The 16424-nt window shown below is 65.8% G+C and carries 16 protein-coding genes; 7 read left to right on the plus strand and 9 right to left on the minus strand.

The annotated features are described in order from the left end of the window. The first annotated feature begins 1 nt into the window (after position 1). Positions 2-811, plus strand: coding sequence for a formate dehydrogenase accessory sulfurtransferase FdhD (gene fdhD, locus E4L98_RS26510; RefSeq protein ID WP_135204532.1), 810 nt, complete (start codon positions 2-4; stop codon positions 809-811). Here fdhD and E4L98_RS26515 read toward each other — a convergent pair. Next, on the minus strand, positions 808-3111 hold the full coding sequence (locus E4L98_RS26515) for an FdhF/YdeP family oxidoreductase (protein WP_135204533.1): 2304 nt from the start codon (positions 3109-3111) through the stop codon (positions 808-810). The genes fdhD and E4L98_RS26515 overlap by 4 nt on opposite strands. 44 nt (positions 3112-3155) lie before the next feature. Here E4L98_RS26515 and E4L98_RS26520 point away from each other — a divergent pair, with 44 nt between their 5' ends. Then, a complete protein-coding gene (locus tag E4L98_RS26520) occupies positions 3156-3413 on the plus strand; it encodes a helix-turn-helix domain-containing protein (RefSeq protein WP_135204534.1) in 258 nt (85 codons plus the stop codon). Here E4L98_RS26520 and E4L98_RS26525 read toward each other — a convergent pair. Then, positions 3410-5167, minus strand: coding sequence for a DUF3300 domain-containing protein (locus tag E4L98_RS26525; RefSeq protein ID WP_229257591.1), 1758 nt, complete (start codon positions 5165-5167; stop codon positions 3410-3412). The two genes, E4L98_RS26520 and E4L98_RS26525, sit on opposite strands and share 4 nt — an antisense overlap. Positions 5168-5345: 178 nt before the next feature. Between E4L98_RS26525 and E4L98_RS26530 the strand changes: the two genes are divergently transcribed. Genes E4L98_RS26530 through E4L98_RS26540 form a run of 3 tightly spaced genes read left to right on the plus strand, consistent with a single transcriptional unit; the run spans position 5346 to position 8138 of the window. After that, positions 5346-5813: a nuclear transport factor 2 family protein gene (locus tag E4L98_RS26530; protein WP_135204535.1), complete on the plus strand. Its 468-nt coding sequence runs from the start codon at positions 5346-5348 to the stop codon at positions 5811-5813. Between the two features lies 1 nt (position 5814). Then, positions 5815-6369, plus strand: a complete 555-nt coding sequence (locus E4L98_RS26535; protein WP_135204536.1) for a TetR/AcrR family transcriptional regulator — start codon at positions 5815-5817, stop codon at positions 6367-6369. Between the two features lie 50 nt (positions 6370-6419). Further along, the gene (locus tag E4L98_RS26540; RefSeq protein WP_135204537.1) at positions 6420-8138 is read left to right on the plus strand and encodes a putative bifunctional diguanylate cyclase/phosphodiesterase; all 1719 of its coding nucleotides are present in this window, start codon (positions 6420-6422) and stop codon (positions 8136-8138) included. Here the strand turns inward: E4L98_RS26540 and E4L98_RS26545 are convergent. Both E4L98_RS26545 and E4L98_RS26550 read right to left on the minus strand, forming a co-directional pair. Beyond that, positions 8135-9319 carry a DUF1501 domain-containing protein gene (locus E4L98_RS26545; RefSeq protein ID WP_135204538.1) on the minus strand — a complete coding sequence of 395 codons (1185 nt, stop codon included), beginning with the start codon at positions 9317-9319 and terminating at the stop codon, positions 8135-8137. The two genes, E4L98_RS26540 and E4L98_RS26545, sit on opposite strands and share 4 nt — an antisense overlap. Positions 9320-9329: 10 nt before the next feature. After that, complete coding sequence (locus tag E4L98_RS26550; protein ID WP_135204539.1) at positions 9330-10868, minus strand: DUF1800 domain-containing protein; 1539 nt, start codon at positions 10866-10868, stop codon at positions 9330-9332. Positions 10869-11033: 165 nt separating this feature from the next. Here E4L98_RS26550 and E4L98_RS26555 point away from each other — a divergent pair, with 165 nt between their 5' ends. Both E4L98_RS26555 and E4L98_RS26560 read left to right on the plus strand, forming a co-directional pair. Then, positions 11034-12362: a hypothetical protein gene (locus E4L98_RS26555; RefSeq protein ID WP_135204540.1), complete on the plus strand. Its 1329-nt coding sequence runs from the start codon at positions 11034-11036 to the stop codon at positions 12360-12362. Positions 12363-12376: 14 nt separating this feature from the next. After that, positions 12377-12979, plus strand: a complete 603-nt coding sequence (locus tag E4L98_RS26560; protein WP_135204541.1) for a YdeI/OmpD-associated family protein — start codon at positions 12377-12379, stop codon at positions 12977-12979. A gap of 115 nt (positions 12980-13094) precedes the next feature. Here the strand turns inward: E4L98_RS26560 and E4L98_RS26565 are convergent, their stop codons facing one another. From E4L98_RS26565 to E4L98_RS26585, 5 genes are all read right to left on the minus strand, one after another. Next, entirely contained in the window at positions 13095-13382 is a 288-nt protein-coding gene (locus tag E4L98_RS26565) for a hypothetical protein (protein ID WP_135204542.1), read from the minus strand. Positions 13383-13563: 181 nt separating this feature from the next. Beyond that, a complete protein-coding gene (locus E4L98_RS26570) occupies positions 13564-14244 on the minus strand; it encodes an ABC transporter ATP-binding protein (RefSeq protein ID WP_135204543.1) in 681 nt (226 codons plus the stop codon). 5 nt (positions 14245-14249) lie between these two features. Next, positions 14250-15041, minus strand: a complete 792-nt coding sequence (phnE, locus tag E4L98_RS26575; protein ID WP_135204544.1) for a phosphonate ABC transporter, permease protein PhnE — start codon at positions 15039-15041, stop codon at positions 14250-14252. After that, positions 15038-15874: a PhnE/PtxC family ABC transporter permease gene (locus E4L98_RS26580; protein ID WP_135204545.1), complete on the minus strand. Its 837-nt coding sequence runs from the start codon at positions 15872-15874 to the stop codon at positions 15038-15040. The genes phnE and E4L98_RS26580 overlap by 4 nt, the downstream gene beginning before the upstream one ends. After that, the coding region (locus E4L98_RS26585) for a phosphonate ABC transporter ATP-binding protein (protein WP_135204546.1) at positions 15874-16424 on the minus strand (551 nt) is incomplete at its 5' end. The genes E4L98_RS26585 and E4L98_RS26580, both read right to left, overlap by 1 nt.

Raw genomic sequence — 16424 nt, forward strand, 5'->3', positions numbered from 1 at the left:
CATGAAGTTGGATCTGGAGTCGGACAAAACGGGTTTTGAGGAGCGTCCGGTGCTGCGGCACCGCGGCGCCAGCGCCGCCCGCACCACCGACAGCGTGATCGAGGAAGTGCCGGTCGCCCTGGTCTTCAATGGCATTTCGCATGCCGTCATGATGGTCACGCCGCGTGACCTTCAGCCGTTCGCCATGGGCTTTGCCCTGACCGAAGGGCTGGTATCCAAGGCCGCTGATGTTTTCGATATCGAAGTGCGCGAGCATGCGCGCAGCTTCGAGATCGACGTCACCATCGCCAGCGAAGATTTCGTCCAGCTCAAACAGCAGCGCCGATCGATGGCGGGCCGCAGTGGTTGCGGCGTATGCGGCATCGAAAGCCTGGAACTGCTGGATCTGCAGCCGGAGCGCATCAGCGCGGCTCCGCTGCATGCGGAAGGCGGTCTGCAGCCGGCGATTGCCGTCGCCGCCGCGCAGCTTGGGCAGCACCAGGAACTGATGCGCGCCACCGGCGGCGTGCACGCGGCGGCGTGGTGCGATGCGCAGGGCAATGTGCTGCGCGTGTGCGAAGACGTCGGCCGGCACAATGCGCTCGACAAGCTGATTGGCCATCTGGCGCTGGAGGGTACGGACATGCGGCGCGGCTTTGTGTTCATGTCCAGCCGCGCCAGTTATGAGCTGGTGCGCAAGGCGGCGCGCATGAATATTCCGATGCTGGCCACTATCTCCGCACCCAGCACGCTGGCGATCGACATCGCCGCCGAAGCAGGCATCAAGCTGGTCAGCTTCTGCCGCCAGGACGGCTGCGTCGAATACACTTAGGCCGCGCAAGGCTCCAGCAACACCGGAATCGACTTGGAAGTCGGCGTGCCGGCGATGTCGGCCTTGCTGTGCAGCGGCACCAGGCCGTTCGTCTCGGGGAAGTAGGCGCCCAGGCAGCCGCGCGGGATGTCGTATTCCACCAACAGGAAACGCTCGGCGCGGCGCACCACATCATCATCCCACACGCTGACCAGATCCACATGCTGGCCATTGCGCAGGCCCAGCATCGCCAGGTCGTCGCGGTGGATGAACACCACGCGGCGCAGGCCATACACGCCGCGATAGCGGTCGTCCAGCGCGTAGATGGTGGTGTTGTACTGGTCGTGTGAGCGCATGGTCATCAGCGTCATCAGCCTTTCGCCATGTTGTGCGCGGGCGCGGTGCAATGGCGTATCGGTATCGACCGCATGCGGCGCGAACTGCGCGCGTCCGCTGGGTGTGCGCCATTCGCGTTCGCGCGAAGCCACGCGCAGATGAAAACCGCCCGGATGCGCCACCCGCGCATTGAAGTCGTGGAAATCGTCGAACACCTGCTCGATCATCTCGCGGATGCTGGCGTAATCGGCGGCGCAGGCCAGCCAGTCCACCTTGGCGCTGCCGAGCGTGGCATGCGCCAGCTGCGCCACGATCGCGGTTTCCGACAGCAGGTTGGGCGAGGCGGGCTTGTTCATGCCGTACGAGAGGTGCACCATGCTCATGGAATCCTCCACCGTCACGCCCTGCGCCACGCCATTCTGCAGATCGATCTCGGTGCGGCCCAGCGTCGGCAGGATCAGCGCTTCCTTGCCGATCACCAGATGGCTGCGATTCAGCTTGGTCGACACCTGCACCGTCAGGTCGCAGGCGCGCAACGCCTCGAAGGTGAGGGGCGTGTCGGGCGTGGCCATGGCAAAATTCCCGCCCAGTGCGAAGAACACCTTGATCCGGCCGTCCAGCATGGCCTGGATGCTGTCCACCGTATCGTAGCCGTGCGCGCGCGGCGGCTCGAAGTCGAACACTTTTTTCAGGCGGTCGAGGAAGGCCGGCGTCGGCTTTTCCTCGATGCCCATGGTGCGGTCGCCCTGCACGTTGGAGTGGCCACGCACCGGGCACAGGCCCGCGCCAGGGCGGCCGATCTGGCCGCGCATCATCATCAGATTGGACAGCATCTGGATGGTCTTCACCGCGCCCTTGTGCTGGGTCAGGCCCATGCCCCAGGTGCTGATGATGTTGCTGCCCTTGATGAATATCTCGGTCAGCTGCTCGATCTGCGCGCGCGGCACGCCGGATTCGGTGAGGAGAAGATCCCAGCTTTCGGCGCGCAGGTCCTGTTCGAAAGCCTCGTAGCCGCTGGTGTGGCGGGCGATGAATTCGCGGTCCAGCAGGCTGTCCTGGCCGGCCGCCAGCGCCGCGTCGTCGCGCTCGACCAGGCGCTTGGCGACAGCCTTGATCAGGGCGAAGTCGCCGGCCAGCTTCGGCTGCACGAACAGCGTGCCGATGCTGGTGCTGGCGCCGGTCAGCATCTCCAGCGCATGGGCCGGGCTGGTGAAGCGCTCCAGGCCGCGCTCGCGCAGCGGATTGATGGAGACGATGGTGGCGCCCCGGCGCGCGCAGTCGCGCAACTCGTTCATCATGCGCGGGTGGTTGGTGGCCGGGTTCTGGCCGAAGATCAGCAGCGTGTCGGCCTGCTCGAAGTCGTCCAGCGTCACCGTGCCCTTGCCGGTGCCGACGGTGCCGGGCAGGCCGCGGCTGGTCGGCTCGTGGCACATGTTCGAGCAGTCCGGGAAGTTGTTGGTGCCGAGCATGCGCACGAACAGCTGGAACAGGAACGCCGCCTCGTTGCCGGTGCGGCCGGAGGTGTAGAAGGTGGCCTGGTTGGGATCGGGCAGGGCGCGCAGATGGCGCGCGACCAGCGCGAAGGCGCGGTCCCAGGCGATCGGGATGTATTTGTCGCTGGCGGCGTCGTAGACCATGGGATCGGTCAGGCGGCCGTGCTGTTCCAGTTCGTGGTCCGACTGTCGCAGCAGTTCGGTGACGGTGTGGGCGGCGAAGAACGCCGGCGTCACGCGCTTGCTGGTGGCCTCGGCCGCCACGGCCTTGACGCCGTTTTCGCAGAATTCGAAGGTGGAGGCATGCTCGCGGTCCGGCCAGGCGCAGCCCGGACAGTCGAAGCCATCCGGCTGGTTCTGCTTGAGCAGGGTTTTGTAATTGCCGCCGGCGACCTTTTCGCGCACCAGGTTGATCGCCACCTGTTTCAACGCGTCCCAGCCGGCGGCAGGATGGGTGTAAGGTGCGATGTGGCCTGCGGGCTTTCTACTCATGCTACGATCCGTTTTCAATTGCATTTTAGCTAAATTTAACACAGATGGACGATGAAGTGATGGCCGCCCTGGCCGGCATATTGGTGGCGCTACGGCGCATCGCCGCCGAGCGCCCGGACAAGGCTTGCTCGCTGGCCAAGCTGAGCAAGCAAGTCGGGCGCCCGATGAGCGCGCTGCGGCGGCAACTGACGATGATGGAAGAGGCAGGATTGGTACTCGTCACGCTGGACGATGGCGGCGTCACCGGCACCGTCGAGTTGAGCGATGCCGGTGCGGGGCTGGCGCGCGACTTGAGCGGCTAACCGCGATGCGGTTGCCCTTCGTGCTTGTCGTTCTGGCGCTTGTTGTCCTGGTGCTTTTCCGCATGCGGTTTGGGCGGCGAGGGCGGCGCCGGCGGTGCGGCATGCGGGCGTTCGGTATGCATCGCCACCATATTCTGCGCCGGCGCATGCGGTTGCGGCCGATCTGGCGCCTTGTTTTCGTGGGCGATCGGCGACGCATGCTGCGGTTGTGCCTGTGCTTGCCGAGGCGGCGGCATGTGCGCCGGCGCGTCACCGTGCTGCGGCGGCGGTGTTTGGGCGTGCGCGCGCTCCTGAGCCTGCGCCTGGGCCTGCGCCGGCGCCTGGCCCCGCGCACCGGCCTGAATCCGGACCTGCGCCGGAGCCGCATGTTCGCGCGCAGTTTTGTGCGCGCGCATGGCATCGGCACGGGAATCGCCCGGCACTGGCTGATCGTGTGCCACGCGCGGTTGCGGACGCTGATCATGTTGAACGACTGACCAAGTTGGCGCGCCGTGCCGCGCAACCGCGCCAGGCGTGGCCTGCGGCATGGGCGCTGGCCGCGCACCAGGCGCAACCGCTGCAGGCATGGCCGGCGGAACGGGCGCCGGTCGCGTACCGGGAACCGTGTCGTGGGCGCCGAAGTGCGGCATGGTCATCGGCGCATTCGGCCGGGGCATTGTCGGCGCGGCGGCCAGCGGTGGACGGCCCTGCGTACTATTGTGCGCAAGGTTCGGCGTGGCGATATTTCCGCCCGCAGGCGGCCTCGGCGGCGGGTTATTGATACGGTAGTTGTTGTTGGTGACGTTGATGTTGTTGACGCGGTTGACGACAGTAACCGACCTCGACACGTACGTGGTGTTGTCGTGCACCACCGCCGGACGGTGCCAGCCGCCATGATCGGGACGCGGCCCGCCCCAGTTCACGCCCCATGAATGCCAGCCGTTATCGTGGTGGTGGCTCACCGCCGCGCCGACCAGGACGCCGAGGCCAAAAGAAATCACGCCGGTGGCCGCCAGCTCATTGCCGGTATAGGCCGGCCGCGGCGCCACCCAGCCCGGATAAACCGGCACCGGACTGCCGTACACCACCGCCGGGTTGTATTCCGGGACGTACACCACGTCCGGCTCGGCCGGCTCGATGACGATGGTCTGCGCCGGCGGCGGGATCACTTCCGGCCCGGTGTACACCAGCGGTTCGGCTGAGGGCGGTGGGCCGTAGTCGGGCGGCGCCGCCGGGACGACCGTGGTCGATACCCGCAAATGCGGCGAGCTTTTCAGCGTACCGGCCTGCCGGGCGCGCGCGCGCATTGCCTGAATGGCGTTCATCACGTCGGTCGGGTCGTTGACGTAGGCATCGCCCAGCGCGCTGGTCCATTGCGGATTGCCGGCCATCTGGTTCAGCACGGCGGGGAAGCTGGTCAGCGATTTGACGCTGACGTCCCACGGCTGGCTGGCCTCGGCCGTCTGCAGCGCATCGCCTTTCAGTGACGGATTTTGCGCCAGCCACTGATTGGCGGCCGTGATCTGTTCCGGATAGGTGGCGCCGGCCAGCACCTGGCCAACCAGCTTGTCGGGAAACAGCGCGATCGGCGCGACCATTTGCGACAGTTGTTCCGCCGTCGGCGGGACGTAGGGTGCTGGCTGCGGCGCGGCCGTTGCGGCGGCGCTGTTCTGTGGCGGCGCTTCGGCGGGCTTGTTGCATCCCGCCAGTGCCAGCATGCTCAACAACAGTGTCGAGCCCACCGCCGTCTTCAGATCACGTGGTCGGATGTCCATGGCAGTCATTCCTTCATGGTTAAAAGCATGCGCCTACCTTAGCGATGGTGCGCCGATAAAGCTGTTACCTGTTGTAACGTGCGTGCGCCAATGCACATAAAAAAATGCTTGCAAAGCCTGCGGCTGCGGTTTAAAGTAATTGTACCGTTTGGTACAACTAACTCGAAAGGTGCTTGCCATGTCCCGTCCGCCGCTGCCTCCATTTACCCAAGAAACCGCCGCCCAGAAGGTCCGCATGGCCGAAGACGGCTGGAACACGCGCAACCCGGAAAAGGTGGCGCTGGCCTATACCGAAGATTGCGCCTGGCGCAACCGCGGCGAATTCGTCACCGGCCGTGAAGAAATCATCGGCCTGCTCAAGCGCAAGTGGACGCGCGAGCTCGAATACCGTCTGATCAAGGAATTGTGGGCGCACGAGGGCAATCGCATTGCCGTCCGCTTCGCCTACGAATACCATGACGACTCCGGCCAGTGGTACCGCGCCTACGGCAATGAAAACTGGGAGTTCGCCGAAGACGGCCTGATGCGGCGCCGGCTGGCCAGCATCAACGAACACCCGATCGCCGCCGCCGAGCGCAAATTCCACTGGGATATCAACGCACCGCGCCCAGCCGATCATCCCGGTTTGAGCGACTTTGGATTTTGAGATGCCACGTGTAATGGGAGAGCGCAGCGACGCCGTGCCGCTGCTGGCCGAAGTGTTCCGCACCTACGGGTTTGAAGGCGCCAGCCTGGCCCGTATCACGGAGGGTACCGGCCTTGGCAAGGGCAGCATCTATAACTTCTTCCCCGGCGGGAAAGAGGAAATGGCCGACGCCGTGCTCGCCGAAATCGACGCCTGGTTCCGCGGCCAGGTGTTCCAGCCGCTGCGCCAGGCGGCCGATCCGCGCCAGGGGGTGGACGACATGTTTACCGCCGTCGGCCGCTATTTCCTGTCCGGCCGCAAGGTCTGCCTGGTCGGCGTGTTCGCGCTGGGCCAGGAGCGCGACCGTTTCGCCGCCCGGGTGCAGGGCTATTTCGCCGAGTGGGTGCAGGCGCTCGCGGCCGCGCTCGAACGGGGCGGCCGCGCGCCTGCCGTCGCACTGGACCTGGCTGAGGACGCGGTGGCCGCCATCCAGGGCGCGCTGGTGCTGGCGCGCGCCGCCGATGAGCCGGAACTGTTCATGCGCGCGCTGCAACGCTGGCGTCTGCGCCTGAATTGAACTCACGGGCACGTTGCTGGTCAAACACGTTTTCAGCCAGCCAACCTGCCATGACTACTCCACTACTCCCCAGCGTGATGGCGTCCTGCCTCACGTCCGAGCAGTTGCTGCGCCACTTGTACCTGAACCTGCGCGACTACGCCATCCTCACCGTCGATCCGCAGGGGCTGATCACCAGCTGGAACCTGGGCGCCGAACTGATCTTCGGTTATGCGCCGGACGACATCATCGGTCAGCACGTGGCCTGCCTGTTCACGCGCGAAGACCGCGACCAGGGCGTGCCCTGGCAGGAGTTGCGCTCTGCGCGCGAGTGGCACCGCGCCGCCGATTACCGCTGGCACGTGCGGCGCGGCGGCGCTTTGTTCTGGGCCGATGGCGTCACCACCGTGATGCCCGACGCGGACGGCGGGGGCGAGCCGGCAGGCTACCTGAAAATACTGCGCGACGTCACCACCTCCAAGCGGGCGCAGGACGAGATCCGCCGGCTGGCCACCATCGACGTGCTGACCGGCCTGGCTAACCGCGCGGCCTTCGACGCGCGCCGAGCCGAGCTGATTTCGTTTGCCGAGCGCGGCAATCAGCTGCTGTTGCTGCTGCTGATCGACCTGGACCGCTTCAAGCAGGTCAACGATGAACTGGGCCACCAGGCCGGCGACCTGCTGTTGCAGCTGGTGGCGCAGCGCATGCGCTCGGTGTGCCGCGAGAGCGATTTCGTGGCCCGTCTGGGCGGCGACGAGTTCGCGCTGATGCATCTGCACGCGCCGTCGCCCGCCAGTGGCGGCGTGCTGGCCGAAAAGCTGCTGGCGGAACTGGCGCGGCCATTCCAGATCGCCGACCACGCGGTGCAGATCAGCGCGAGTATCGGCATCGCTGTCTGCCCGCTCGACGCGAACCTGCCGGAGTCGCTGCTCAGGAAGGCCGACCTGGCGCTGTACCACGCCAAGCAGAGCGGCCGCAACTGCTACCACTTCTACACGGCGGAGCTGGACCGCATCGCCCACCGCAAGAACGCCGACCACACCGAGATGCGCCAGCTGATGCACGGCCACCGCTGCGCGCTGGCCTATCAGCCCATCGTCGACGCCAACAGCAACACCATCGCCATGGAAGCCCTGCTGCGCCTGCCCGGTCATCTCGGCCAGCAGCCGGTCGAGTATGCGGTGGGCCTGGCGGCCGAAATGGGGCTGTTGCCGCAACTGGGCTGCTGGGTGACGCGCCAGGCTTTTGCCCAGCTGCGGCAATGGATGGACCAGGGTGTGCACGACCTGCGCGTCTGCGTCAATACCTGCGCCAAGGAATTGCTGGACGACAGCTACCTGGACCAGCTGGACAGCGCGCTGGCCGAATACGGTCTGCGCGCCGGCGATATCGAAATCGAGCTGACCGAGCGCGATGCGATCGCGCTGGAACAGAACGGCAGCAAGATCGTCGACCAGCTGCACGCGCGCGGTTTCCGCCTGTCGCTGGACGATTTCGGCACCGGGTATTCCTCGCTCAGCTATCTGCGCACGCTGCCGGTCACCACCATCAAGCTTGATAAAAGCTTTTTGCGCGATGTGCCGGACAATGCCGACGCCAACGCCGTGGTGCGCACAGTGATCCTGCTGGCCAGCGAGCTGCGGCTGAGCGTGATCGCGGAAGGGGTGGAAAGCACGGCGCAGGCCGATTTCCTCAGCGACGCCGGCTGCGGCGTGTTCCAGGGTTTTCTGTACGCGCGCCCGCTGAGCGCCGCCGACGCCACCGCCTGGCTGCAGCAGCGCGCGGTTTAGACCAGCGACAGGTCGCGGCCGCGGGTGCCGAAGATGGTGTCGATCTGGCCGGCGTTCAGGCCGTACATGCGCGCCAGCAGGCCGCCGAACATGGCGCGGTATTCGTTCAGCACCGGGTAGTCGCGGTTCTGGAACAGCGTCGGCTGCTCCAGCCGCACCTGCTCGCCGTGCACCTTGCCGCCGTTGATGCCGCCGCCCAGCACCCAGTACACGCTGCCGTGGCCATGGTCGGTGCCGCGGTTGCCGTTCTCGCGGAAGGTGCGGCCGAATTCGCTGACCACCACCACCACGGTGTCCTTCCAGTCCGGCCCCATCTCCTGGGCGAAGCCGGCCAGACCGCGGCCCAGTTCCTCCAGCCGGTTGGCCAGGTAGCCGGTGGCGTTGCCCTGGCCGACGTGGGTGTCCCAGCCGCCGACGTCGACGAAGCCGATGTTGTAACGCTCGCGCATCACCTTGGCGATGCGGCGCGCTTCCAGCTCGAAGCCCTTGGCGGTGATGGCGTTGCGGTTGGCCGCCTCCATCTCGCCGACCATTTCCTTCATCACGTCCTCGCGCACGGTGAAGCCTTCGCGCACCGGCTGCGCCAGCGCCGTGCCTTCGTACATGGCGGCGATCATTTTGGCCTGGCGCGCATCGACCGCCGGCTTGGCGACGCTGCGCAGCGCCGTGTTGGGCACTTGCAGATCGCCCTGCATGATCAGCGGCAGCTGGTCGGTGAAGGAGATGGCGCTGGCGCGGTCGGCGTTCAGCGTGCTGGCCAGGCGGTTGAGGAAGCCGGAGCGGAAGTCGCGGCGGCGGTCCAGCGCCTGTCCCAGTTCGATGCTGTCCTGGGTCTCGAAGTGGCTGCGCGACAGGTCCTCCGTGCCGGCGAACGGCACGAACGCGGCCTGGCCCTGCTGGAACAGCGGATAGATGGTGTCGCGCAGGGCAGGGTGCAGACCCCAGTCGCCGTTGATGGGCAGCGCCGATTTCAGGTCGTCGCTGGGCCTGGCGATGGCGATGTTGGGCCGCACCTGGTAGTAATACTGGCTGGAGATCGGCACCAGCAGGCTGGTGGCGTCGTAGCCGCCACGCATGAAGACGAACAGCAGGCGCGTCCTGCTGGCCGGCGCCGCCCACAGATTGCCGGCGGCGGCGACGGGCAGCGCGGCCATGGATTTGAGCAGGGTACGACGGTCCATGATGGTCTCCTTAGCGATGCATGAATTCGGGCGACGACAGGAACAGCGCATTCCATTCCTGCGGCGAGGTCGCCTGCTCGAGCGCGCTGGCGGTGGCCGGCGCCAGCGCCTTTTGCAGCGACTGGAAATAGAGCGCGTTGGCCAGCTGCGGGAAGGCCGGGCGTTCCTGCGGCATCGCGCCTTCGCTTTTGAACAGGCCGGCGGCGCCATTGCCGATCGCCTTGGCGATCTCGAAACGGGTGGTCATCTGGCCCGGGCTGGCCCAGGCCGACTGCGTCAGCGGGTAGCCGTCCGGCGTCTGGCGGCCGTACAGCGGCTCGGCCATGCGGTTCAGCCAGTTGATCATGGGGCCGGCGTTGAGGATCACCTTGTCGTCATAGGTCAGGCGCACGGCCGACACCACGTAGTGCACCGGGTCCTTGAACTTCTGTCCCAGCGATTGCGTGAATTCGGCGGAGGTGAACAGTACGCGCAGCACGGCGGCGATGTCGCCGTCGCTGGACTGGAACGTGGCGGCCATGCGCTCGACCAGCGCCGGCGGCGGTTCGTCGGCCACGAAATACATCGCCAGCTTGCGGCTGACGTAACGCGCGGTGGCCGGATGGCGCGCCAGGCGGTCCAGCGCCTCATTCACTTCGGCCAGGCCGCGGCCCTTGACGGTCTGGCCGAGGAAGACCTTGTCGCCGTAGTCGTGGCGGCCGGGATTGAATTCGAACAGGCCGTTACGCACGTACTGGTCGGCCTTGTCCTTGCGCACATTGGGCATCTTGTCGCCGAGGTTGACGCCGACGCCGGTCAGGATGCGCGCCAGCTGCTGCACATCGTTCTGGGTGTAGCCGCTGTCCACGCCCATGGTGTGCAGCTCCATGATCTCGCGGGCATAGTTCTCGTTGATGCGGTTGGCGGCGTTCTGCTCGTTGTCCAGATAGCGGATCATGGCCGGGTGGTGCAGGGTGGCGGCCAGCAGATCGCGGAACTTGCCCAGCGCGTGCGGGCGGATCGCCTTGTCCTCGTAATCGCCGACCAGCACGCGCAGATTGGCCTTGCCCTGGTGGACGTTGAAGTGGTTCATCCAGAACCAGGTCATCTGCTCCTGCAGCTGGTTGGGCGAGTACAGGTCGCGCAGCAGCGAACGGGTGGCCGCTTCCCTGGCCAGGCGGTTCAGTTCCTGCTGGTAGGCGCGTTGCGCGGCCTTCTTGGCTTCGTCGTCGACCATGGCCTTGTCGTAGTCGCGGCGCTGGTCCTCCAGCTCGCGCACCAGCTGCGGCACCGGTTTCTGCGAGATGGTCATGGCGTCGATCTGCGCCTGTGCTTCCGGCGGCAGCACGGCGGCGCCGGGATGCAGTTGGCGTTCCAGCCAGCGCCCATAGCCCACCTGTTCGACCTGGTGGTAGGTGCTGGTGCTGACGCCCCAGCTGACGCGGTTGACGGCGGCGCTCAGCGCCACCGGATCGGCGGGCGCGGACGGCGCCGTGGCGGTCGGCGCGGCGGCGCAGCCGGCCAGCAATATCAGGCTGGCGCACAGGGCCAGAGGGCGGAAAGACGGCATGGAGTGGCTTTCTTCGGCTCGGTTCAAACAGCAGAGTATCCCAAATTCGGCGACATGCAATATGCACTATGTGTATGGTGCAACGAAATGTTACAAGACGCCAGCTTGCTTAATCGGCAAGCTGGCCATACGATGGCGGAATCACCTTTTTGCTACAGGATCGCCATGCGCTTGCACCTTGCCATCTTCTTCCTGCTGCTGGCGGCGGCCGCGGCGCCGGCGCCGGCGGCCGTGACCCTGCACGTCAGCGCGGCGCAGCATTACGAAGCCCCCGGCCCGGACGCCAATGCGCCAGCCGACCGCACGGTGGAGATGGATGTGACCCTGGGCGACACCTACATCCAGATCGATTCGGATCATGGCCGCATGATTTACGATTTCCAGTCGCGGCGCCGCTACGCGGTCGATCCGGCGGCGAAGATCTACGTGGAATATTCGCTATACGATTTAGTCGGTTTCCGCGTGATGGAAATGAAGAACCGCGAAACGCTGCAGCAGGCGCTGGCCGCCGCCAAGGTCAGCGACAGGCCGATGGTGACGGCCGACCTGGAAAACCAGCTATCCATCTTCAAGGACGGTCCCAGCCAGGTCGAGGAAAAAACCGCGGGCGGGATGCACGAGTTCTCCATCGGCGGCGCGCGGCTGGCCAGCTGGAGCGAGGGCGGCACCAAGGTATCGGCCGCCGACGCCGCACGCTTCGCCCAGTTCCTGCGTTATGCCGAAGCCGGTCACCCGCAACTGCTGGAAAGGCTGGCCCAGGGCGGCATGATCCCGGAGCGGCTGGCGCTGTACCTGAACGGCCTGGGACCGGTCGGCACCGTCACGCTGCGCTTTTCGGCGGTGCTGCCGGCTCAGTCGCCGGCGTACGATCTGAAGCCGTACCGGCGCGAAGCGGCCAGCGGCGGCATCGACGGCCTGCTGGACCGCATCGCCGCCATGACGCCGGAACAGCTGGCGGCGTTCCGCGCCCAGCATCCCTGCGAGACCAGCGACAGCGGCGACGATTTCAGTGCCGCCCGGGTGGTGGAGACCATGCTGGGCCGGCTCGAATGCGCGCTGTCCACCGGTACGCCGCTATCGCTGACGCCGGAGCAGAAGGAGGCGGTGGGCGCGTCGGCGCCACTGGGCCTGCTGTTCGCGTCGCTGAATCCGTCCAAGCAGGATGAATACGCCAACTCGATCAAGACCTTGCAGGCGCTGCGCGAACAGGCGCCGCGCAAGGCTTATGTGCTGAAGGTGTTCGAGGCCAACAACCGCGCGCGCATGGGCCAGGTCAAGGAGGCGCAGCAACTGTTCGTCGAAGCGCTGGAAGCCAACCCGGCGCTGGCCGGCGCCTATAAGGATCTGGGCGATGTGCTGCTGATGCAGTACGACAGTCCGCGCGCGTGGCGCTGCTGGGATGCCGGCCGGCGGCTGGCGCCCAGCCTGTCCAACTTCGAGCCGGTGAACAAGTTCGAGCGCGACCTGGCGGCGCAGCACCCGCGCTATTTCTGAGAAACGAGACCATCATGCCCACCACCGATCCACGCGTCGACGCCTATATCGCCAAGTCCGCCGACTTTGCCCGGCCCATCCTCGAACATCTGCGCGCGGTGGTGCACGCGGCCTGTCCCGAGGTGGAAGAGACGATGAAATGGAGTTTCCCGCATTTCATGTACAAGGGCATGATGTGCAGCATGGCGTCCTTCAAGGCGCATTGCGCCTTCAACTTCTGGAAGGCCGAGCTGCTGATGGAGCGCGAGCAGATCAACCGCGAAGCAATGGGCCACTTCGGCCGCATCGCCAGCGTCAGGGATCTGCCGGCGAAAAAGCTGCTGACCGCCTACGTCAAGCAGGCGATGAAACTCAATGATGAAGGCGTGAGCGCGCCGGCGCGCGCGAAAGCGGCGACGCCGCGGCCGCTGGAGATACCGGATGATCTGAATGCCGCCCTGGATCAGGTGCCGGCGGCGCGCCGGCACTTCGACACCTTCAGCCCCAGCAAGCAGCGCGATTACGCTGACTGGCTGAATGAAGCAAAAACCGACGCCACACGGATGCGCAGGCGCGAGCAAGCCGTCGAATGGATCGCGGAGGGTAAATCGAGGAATTGGAAATACGAGAAATGCTGACTGCTACAACCGCTACAAGGGCGTTCAGCGGGGTTTGGGCTGTACGCTAAGGCGTTTCGGTCAATGGGCGCCGGATACCGCATGCCGGCGCCAGGCACTGCTTGAACATTGTGGTTCAATGCATGGATGCGGTCGACAGATCTTTCAGCTCGCGGATGCTGATATCTGATTTTTCGTGCATACGCAGCAGGATCGTCGCACCGACAGCCAGCTTGCGATGGCGGATCTTGCTGATGATCGGTGGCTGAACCTCCAGCACCCGGCACAACTCTGCATCGTTCTTCAAGTTCATCTTTTCGATCAAAGTGTCCAGAAGCTTGTTCGGGACGAAACTGGATGGCTCCAGTGCCCGGGCACGGTTCATCGCTTCGATCAGTTCCAGCTTTTTCTGACGTACGCTCATGGCTTGCTCCTCCTTTGCTCTAAACGTTAAAAAAGTACGTTTCCCGGCAAGGCTAGCGTCACACATCCTTTCATGTCTGAATGTGGTACGCGACTCAACATTCTTGATAACCATGCAAGTTAATTTCAATAATACTACGACCACAGAAAAAGTGCAGGGTTTGACAAATAAATTATGTTAGTTATTGCGCAAACGGGTTGACGATTGTTGTTTCTTGTAACCCATTTTTCGACAAGTTGAGGATTTTGTCGGTTTTTTTTGCGGCCGCCAGGGAATGCGTCACCATGATGGCACAGGCGCCGGTGGCTTTAATCTCTCTTTGGAGCAGGGTCAGGATCGCCTCTGCGGTATCCGGGTCAAGATTACCGGTAGGTTCATCCGCCAGGACCAGGGCCGGGCGGTGCACCAGTGCGCGGGCGATGGCCACACGCTGGAGTTGTCCGCCGGAAAGTTGGTGGGGGAAATCGTTTTCGCGTCCGCCCAGCCCGACGGCGTCCAGCATTTCCGTCGCGCGCGCGCTTGGCAAGCCATTCAGTAACAATGGCAGACCGATATTTTGTAACAATGTTAAATGCGGCAGCACGTGGAAGGCCTGGAAAATGAAGCCCATGCGCGCGCGCCGCAGCCGGGTGGCGCCATCGTCATCGAGGCCGGACATGGCGATGCCGTCGACGATGATCGGCGCTTCGCCCGGGCCGGCGTCCGGTGTGTCGAGCCCGGCGACCAGGTTCAGCAGCGTCGATTTGCCGACGCCGGAATCGCCCATGATGGAGACGAATTCGCCGGCCTTGAACTGCCAGGACAGCCGGTCCAGCACCGGCCGGCCGTTGTAGGATTTGGAGAGATGGCGCAGTTCGAGCATGGTGGTCAGCGGGTGAGCAGACGGCGCAAGGCGAAACTGACGCCATCGACCAGCGCCACCAGCAGCAGCATGGCGATGATGACGGTGGCGGCCAACGGCATCTGGAACAGGGACAGGTGGTATTTGAGCATCTGACCCAATCCGCCGGCGCCCACTACGCCGAGGATGGCGGCGGCGCGGATGTTGTTCTCCCAGCGGTACAAGGTGTACGACAGCATCTGCGGCAGCGTTTGCGGCAGCGTGGCGTAGAAGAAGGCGGCGCTGGCGCTGGCGCCGTTGGCGCGCAGGCTGTGTTCGGGATGAGGCGCGGCGTTTTCCAGCGAATCGCCGAACAGGCGGCCCAGCACCCCGGCCGTATGCGCGGCCAGCGCCAGTGTGCCGCCCATCGGCCCGAGGCCGGCGGCGATCAGCATGATCGAGGCCCACACCAGTTCCGGCACCGAACGCAGCACGTTGAGCACGGCGCGCATGGCGGCGCGCGGCGCGGCGCCGAAGCGGCCCGCCGCCGGCAGCGAGAACGCCAGGCCGAAGATCGCCGCCAGCAGCGTGCCCAGGCCGGACATGGCCAGGGTTTCCAGCGCGGCCCAGAAGGTTTTGGTGAGGAAGCCGGACGAGGTCTCCGGCGGCGCAAAGCCGGCCAGCAGTTCGATGCTGCTGCGGATGGCGTCGACGGTGAAAAACTCGCGCCACTTCAGCGGCAGGGTGGCGAAGCTGGCGATCACCAGCAACAGCAGGCCGGCCATCATCAGCAGCATGGTCCAGTCGCGGCGCGGCGGTTTCGGCATGTGCGGATTCATCCCAGACGCCTCCGCACGATTTTCGAGAACTGGTCGGCCAGCACCACCAGCGCGATGAACACCAGCAGCATCGATGCCACTTCGGCGCCGTTCATGGCTTTCAGCGATTCGTCCATGCGCTGACCGAGGCCGCCGGCGCCGACGAAGCCCATCACCACCGAGCCGCGCACCGCGCATTCCCAGCGGTAGACGGTGTAGGACATCAGTTCCGAAGCGGCTTCCGGCAGCGCGCCGTAGAGCAGGGCGCCGAGCCGCCCGCTGCCGTTGGCCAGCAGCGCGTCGCTGGCGTGGGCGTCGGACGATTCGAGGATCTCAGCGTAGACCTTGCTCAGCATGCCGCAGTAGGTCAGGCCGATGGCCAGCACGCCGGCGGTCGGCCCCAGGCCGATGATGCGCACGAACAGCAGCGCCCACACCAGTTCCGGCACCGAGCGCAGCACCACCAGCAGCCAGCGCACCGCCTGGCGCACGGCGTGGGCCAGCGGGCGCATGCGGCCGGTGCCCAGCGCGGACACCGACAGTTGTTCGTTGATGATCAGCGTCGCCGGGATCGCGCCCAGCAGCGCGAGCGTCAGGCCGGCGGTGGCGATGGCAACGGTGTTCCAGGTTTCGCGCAGCAGCATGTCGAGGAATTCCGCGCTGTGGGCCGGCGCCATGAAATCGGCCAGGAAGCGGCCGGTGGCGCCCAGGCTTTGTTCGTCCAGCAGTATCCAGGGCTTGAATTCGCTGATCACCAGCGTCGGCCACAGGACGACGAAGGCGGCGACAATCGCGATGAGGCGGCCGCGCAGCGCCGGGTCGCGGCGCGCGCTGTCGAAGGTCAGCGCGGCCATTACAGACAGGCGCCCACGCCGAGTTTGACCGCCATCGCTTCGTGGTCGTCGTGCGGCTTGCTGGCGGCCGGCTGCTCGCCCTGATACAGCGCGGCGATCATCTGCGGCGTGACCTGCTCGCGCGGCAGGTCGAACACGATGCGGCCATGGCGCAGGGCGACGATGCGCGGGAAGTGGCTCAGCGCCAGATCCACCTGGTGCAGGCTGCAGATCAGGGTGGCCTTGCGCGCCCGCGCTTCCTCGCGCAGCGTGGTCAGGGTCAGTTCCGACAGGGCGGGATCGAGCGCCGACAGCGGCTCGTCCACCAGCAGCGCCCTGGCCGGCGACAGCAGCAGGCGCGCCAGGCCGCAGCGCTGACGTTCGCCTCCGGACAGGCGGTCGACGCGCGCATACAGTTTGTCGCCGAGATTGAAGCGCGACAGCGCCTGCCACGCGGCCTGCGGATCGGCGGGCTTGAACAGCGAGACCAGCGCGCGCCACAAGCTCCATTGCGGCAGGCGCGCGGCCAGCACCGCCGTCACCACGCGCTGGCGCGGCGGCAGCGGCGGCG

Source organism: Duganella callida, assembly GCF_004614165.1.
GTDB lineage: Bacteria > Pseudomonadota > Gammaproteobacteria > Burkholderiales > Burkholderiaceae_D > Rugamonas > Rugamonas callida.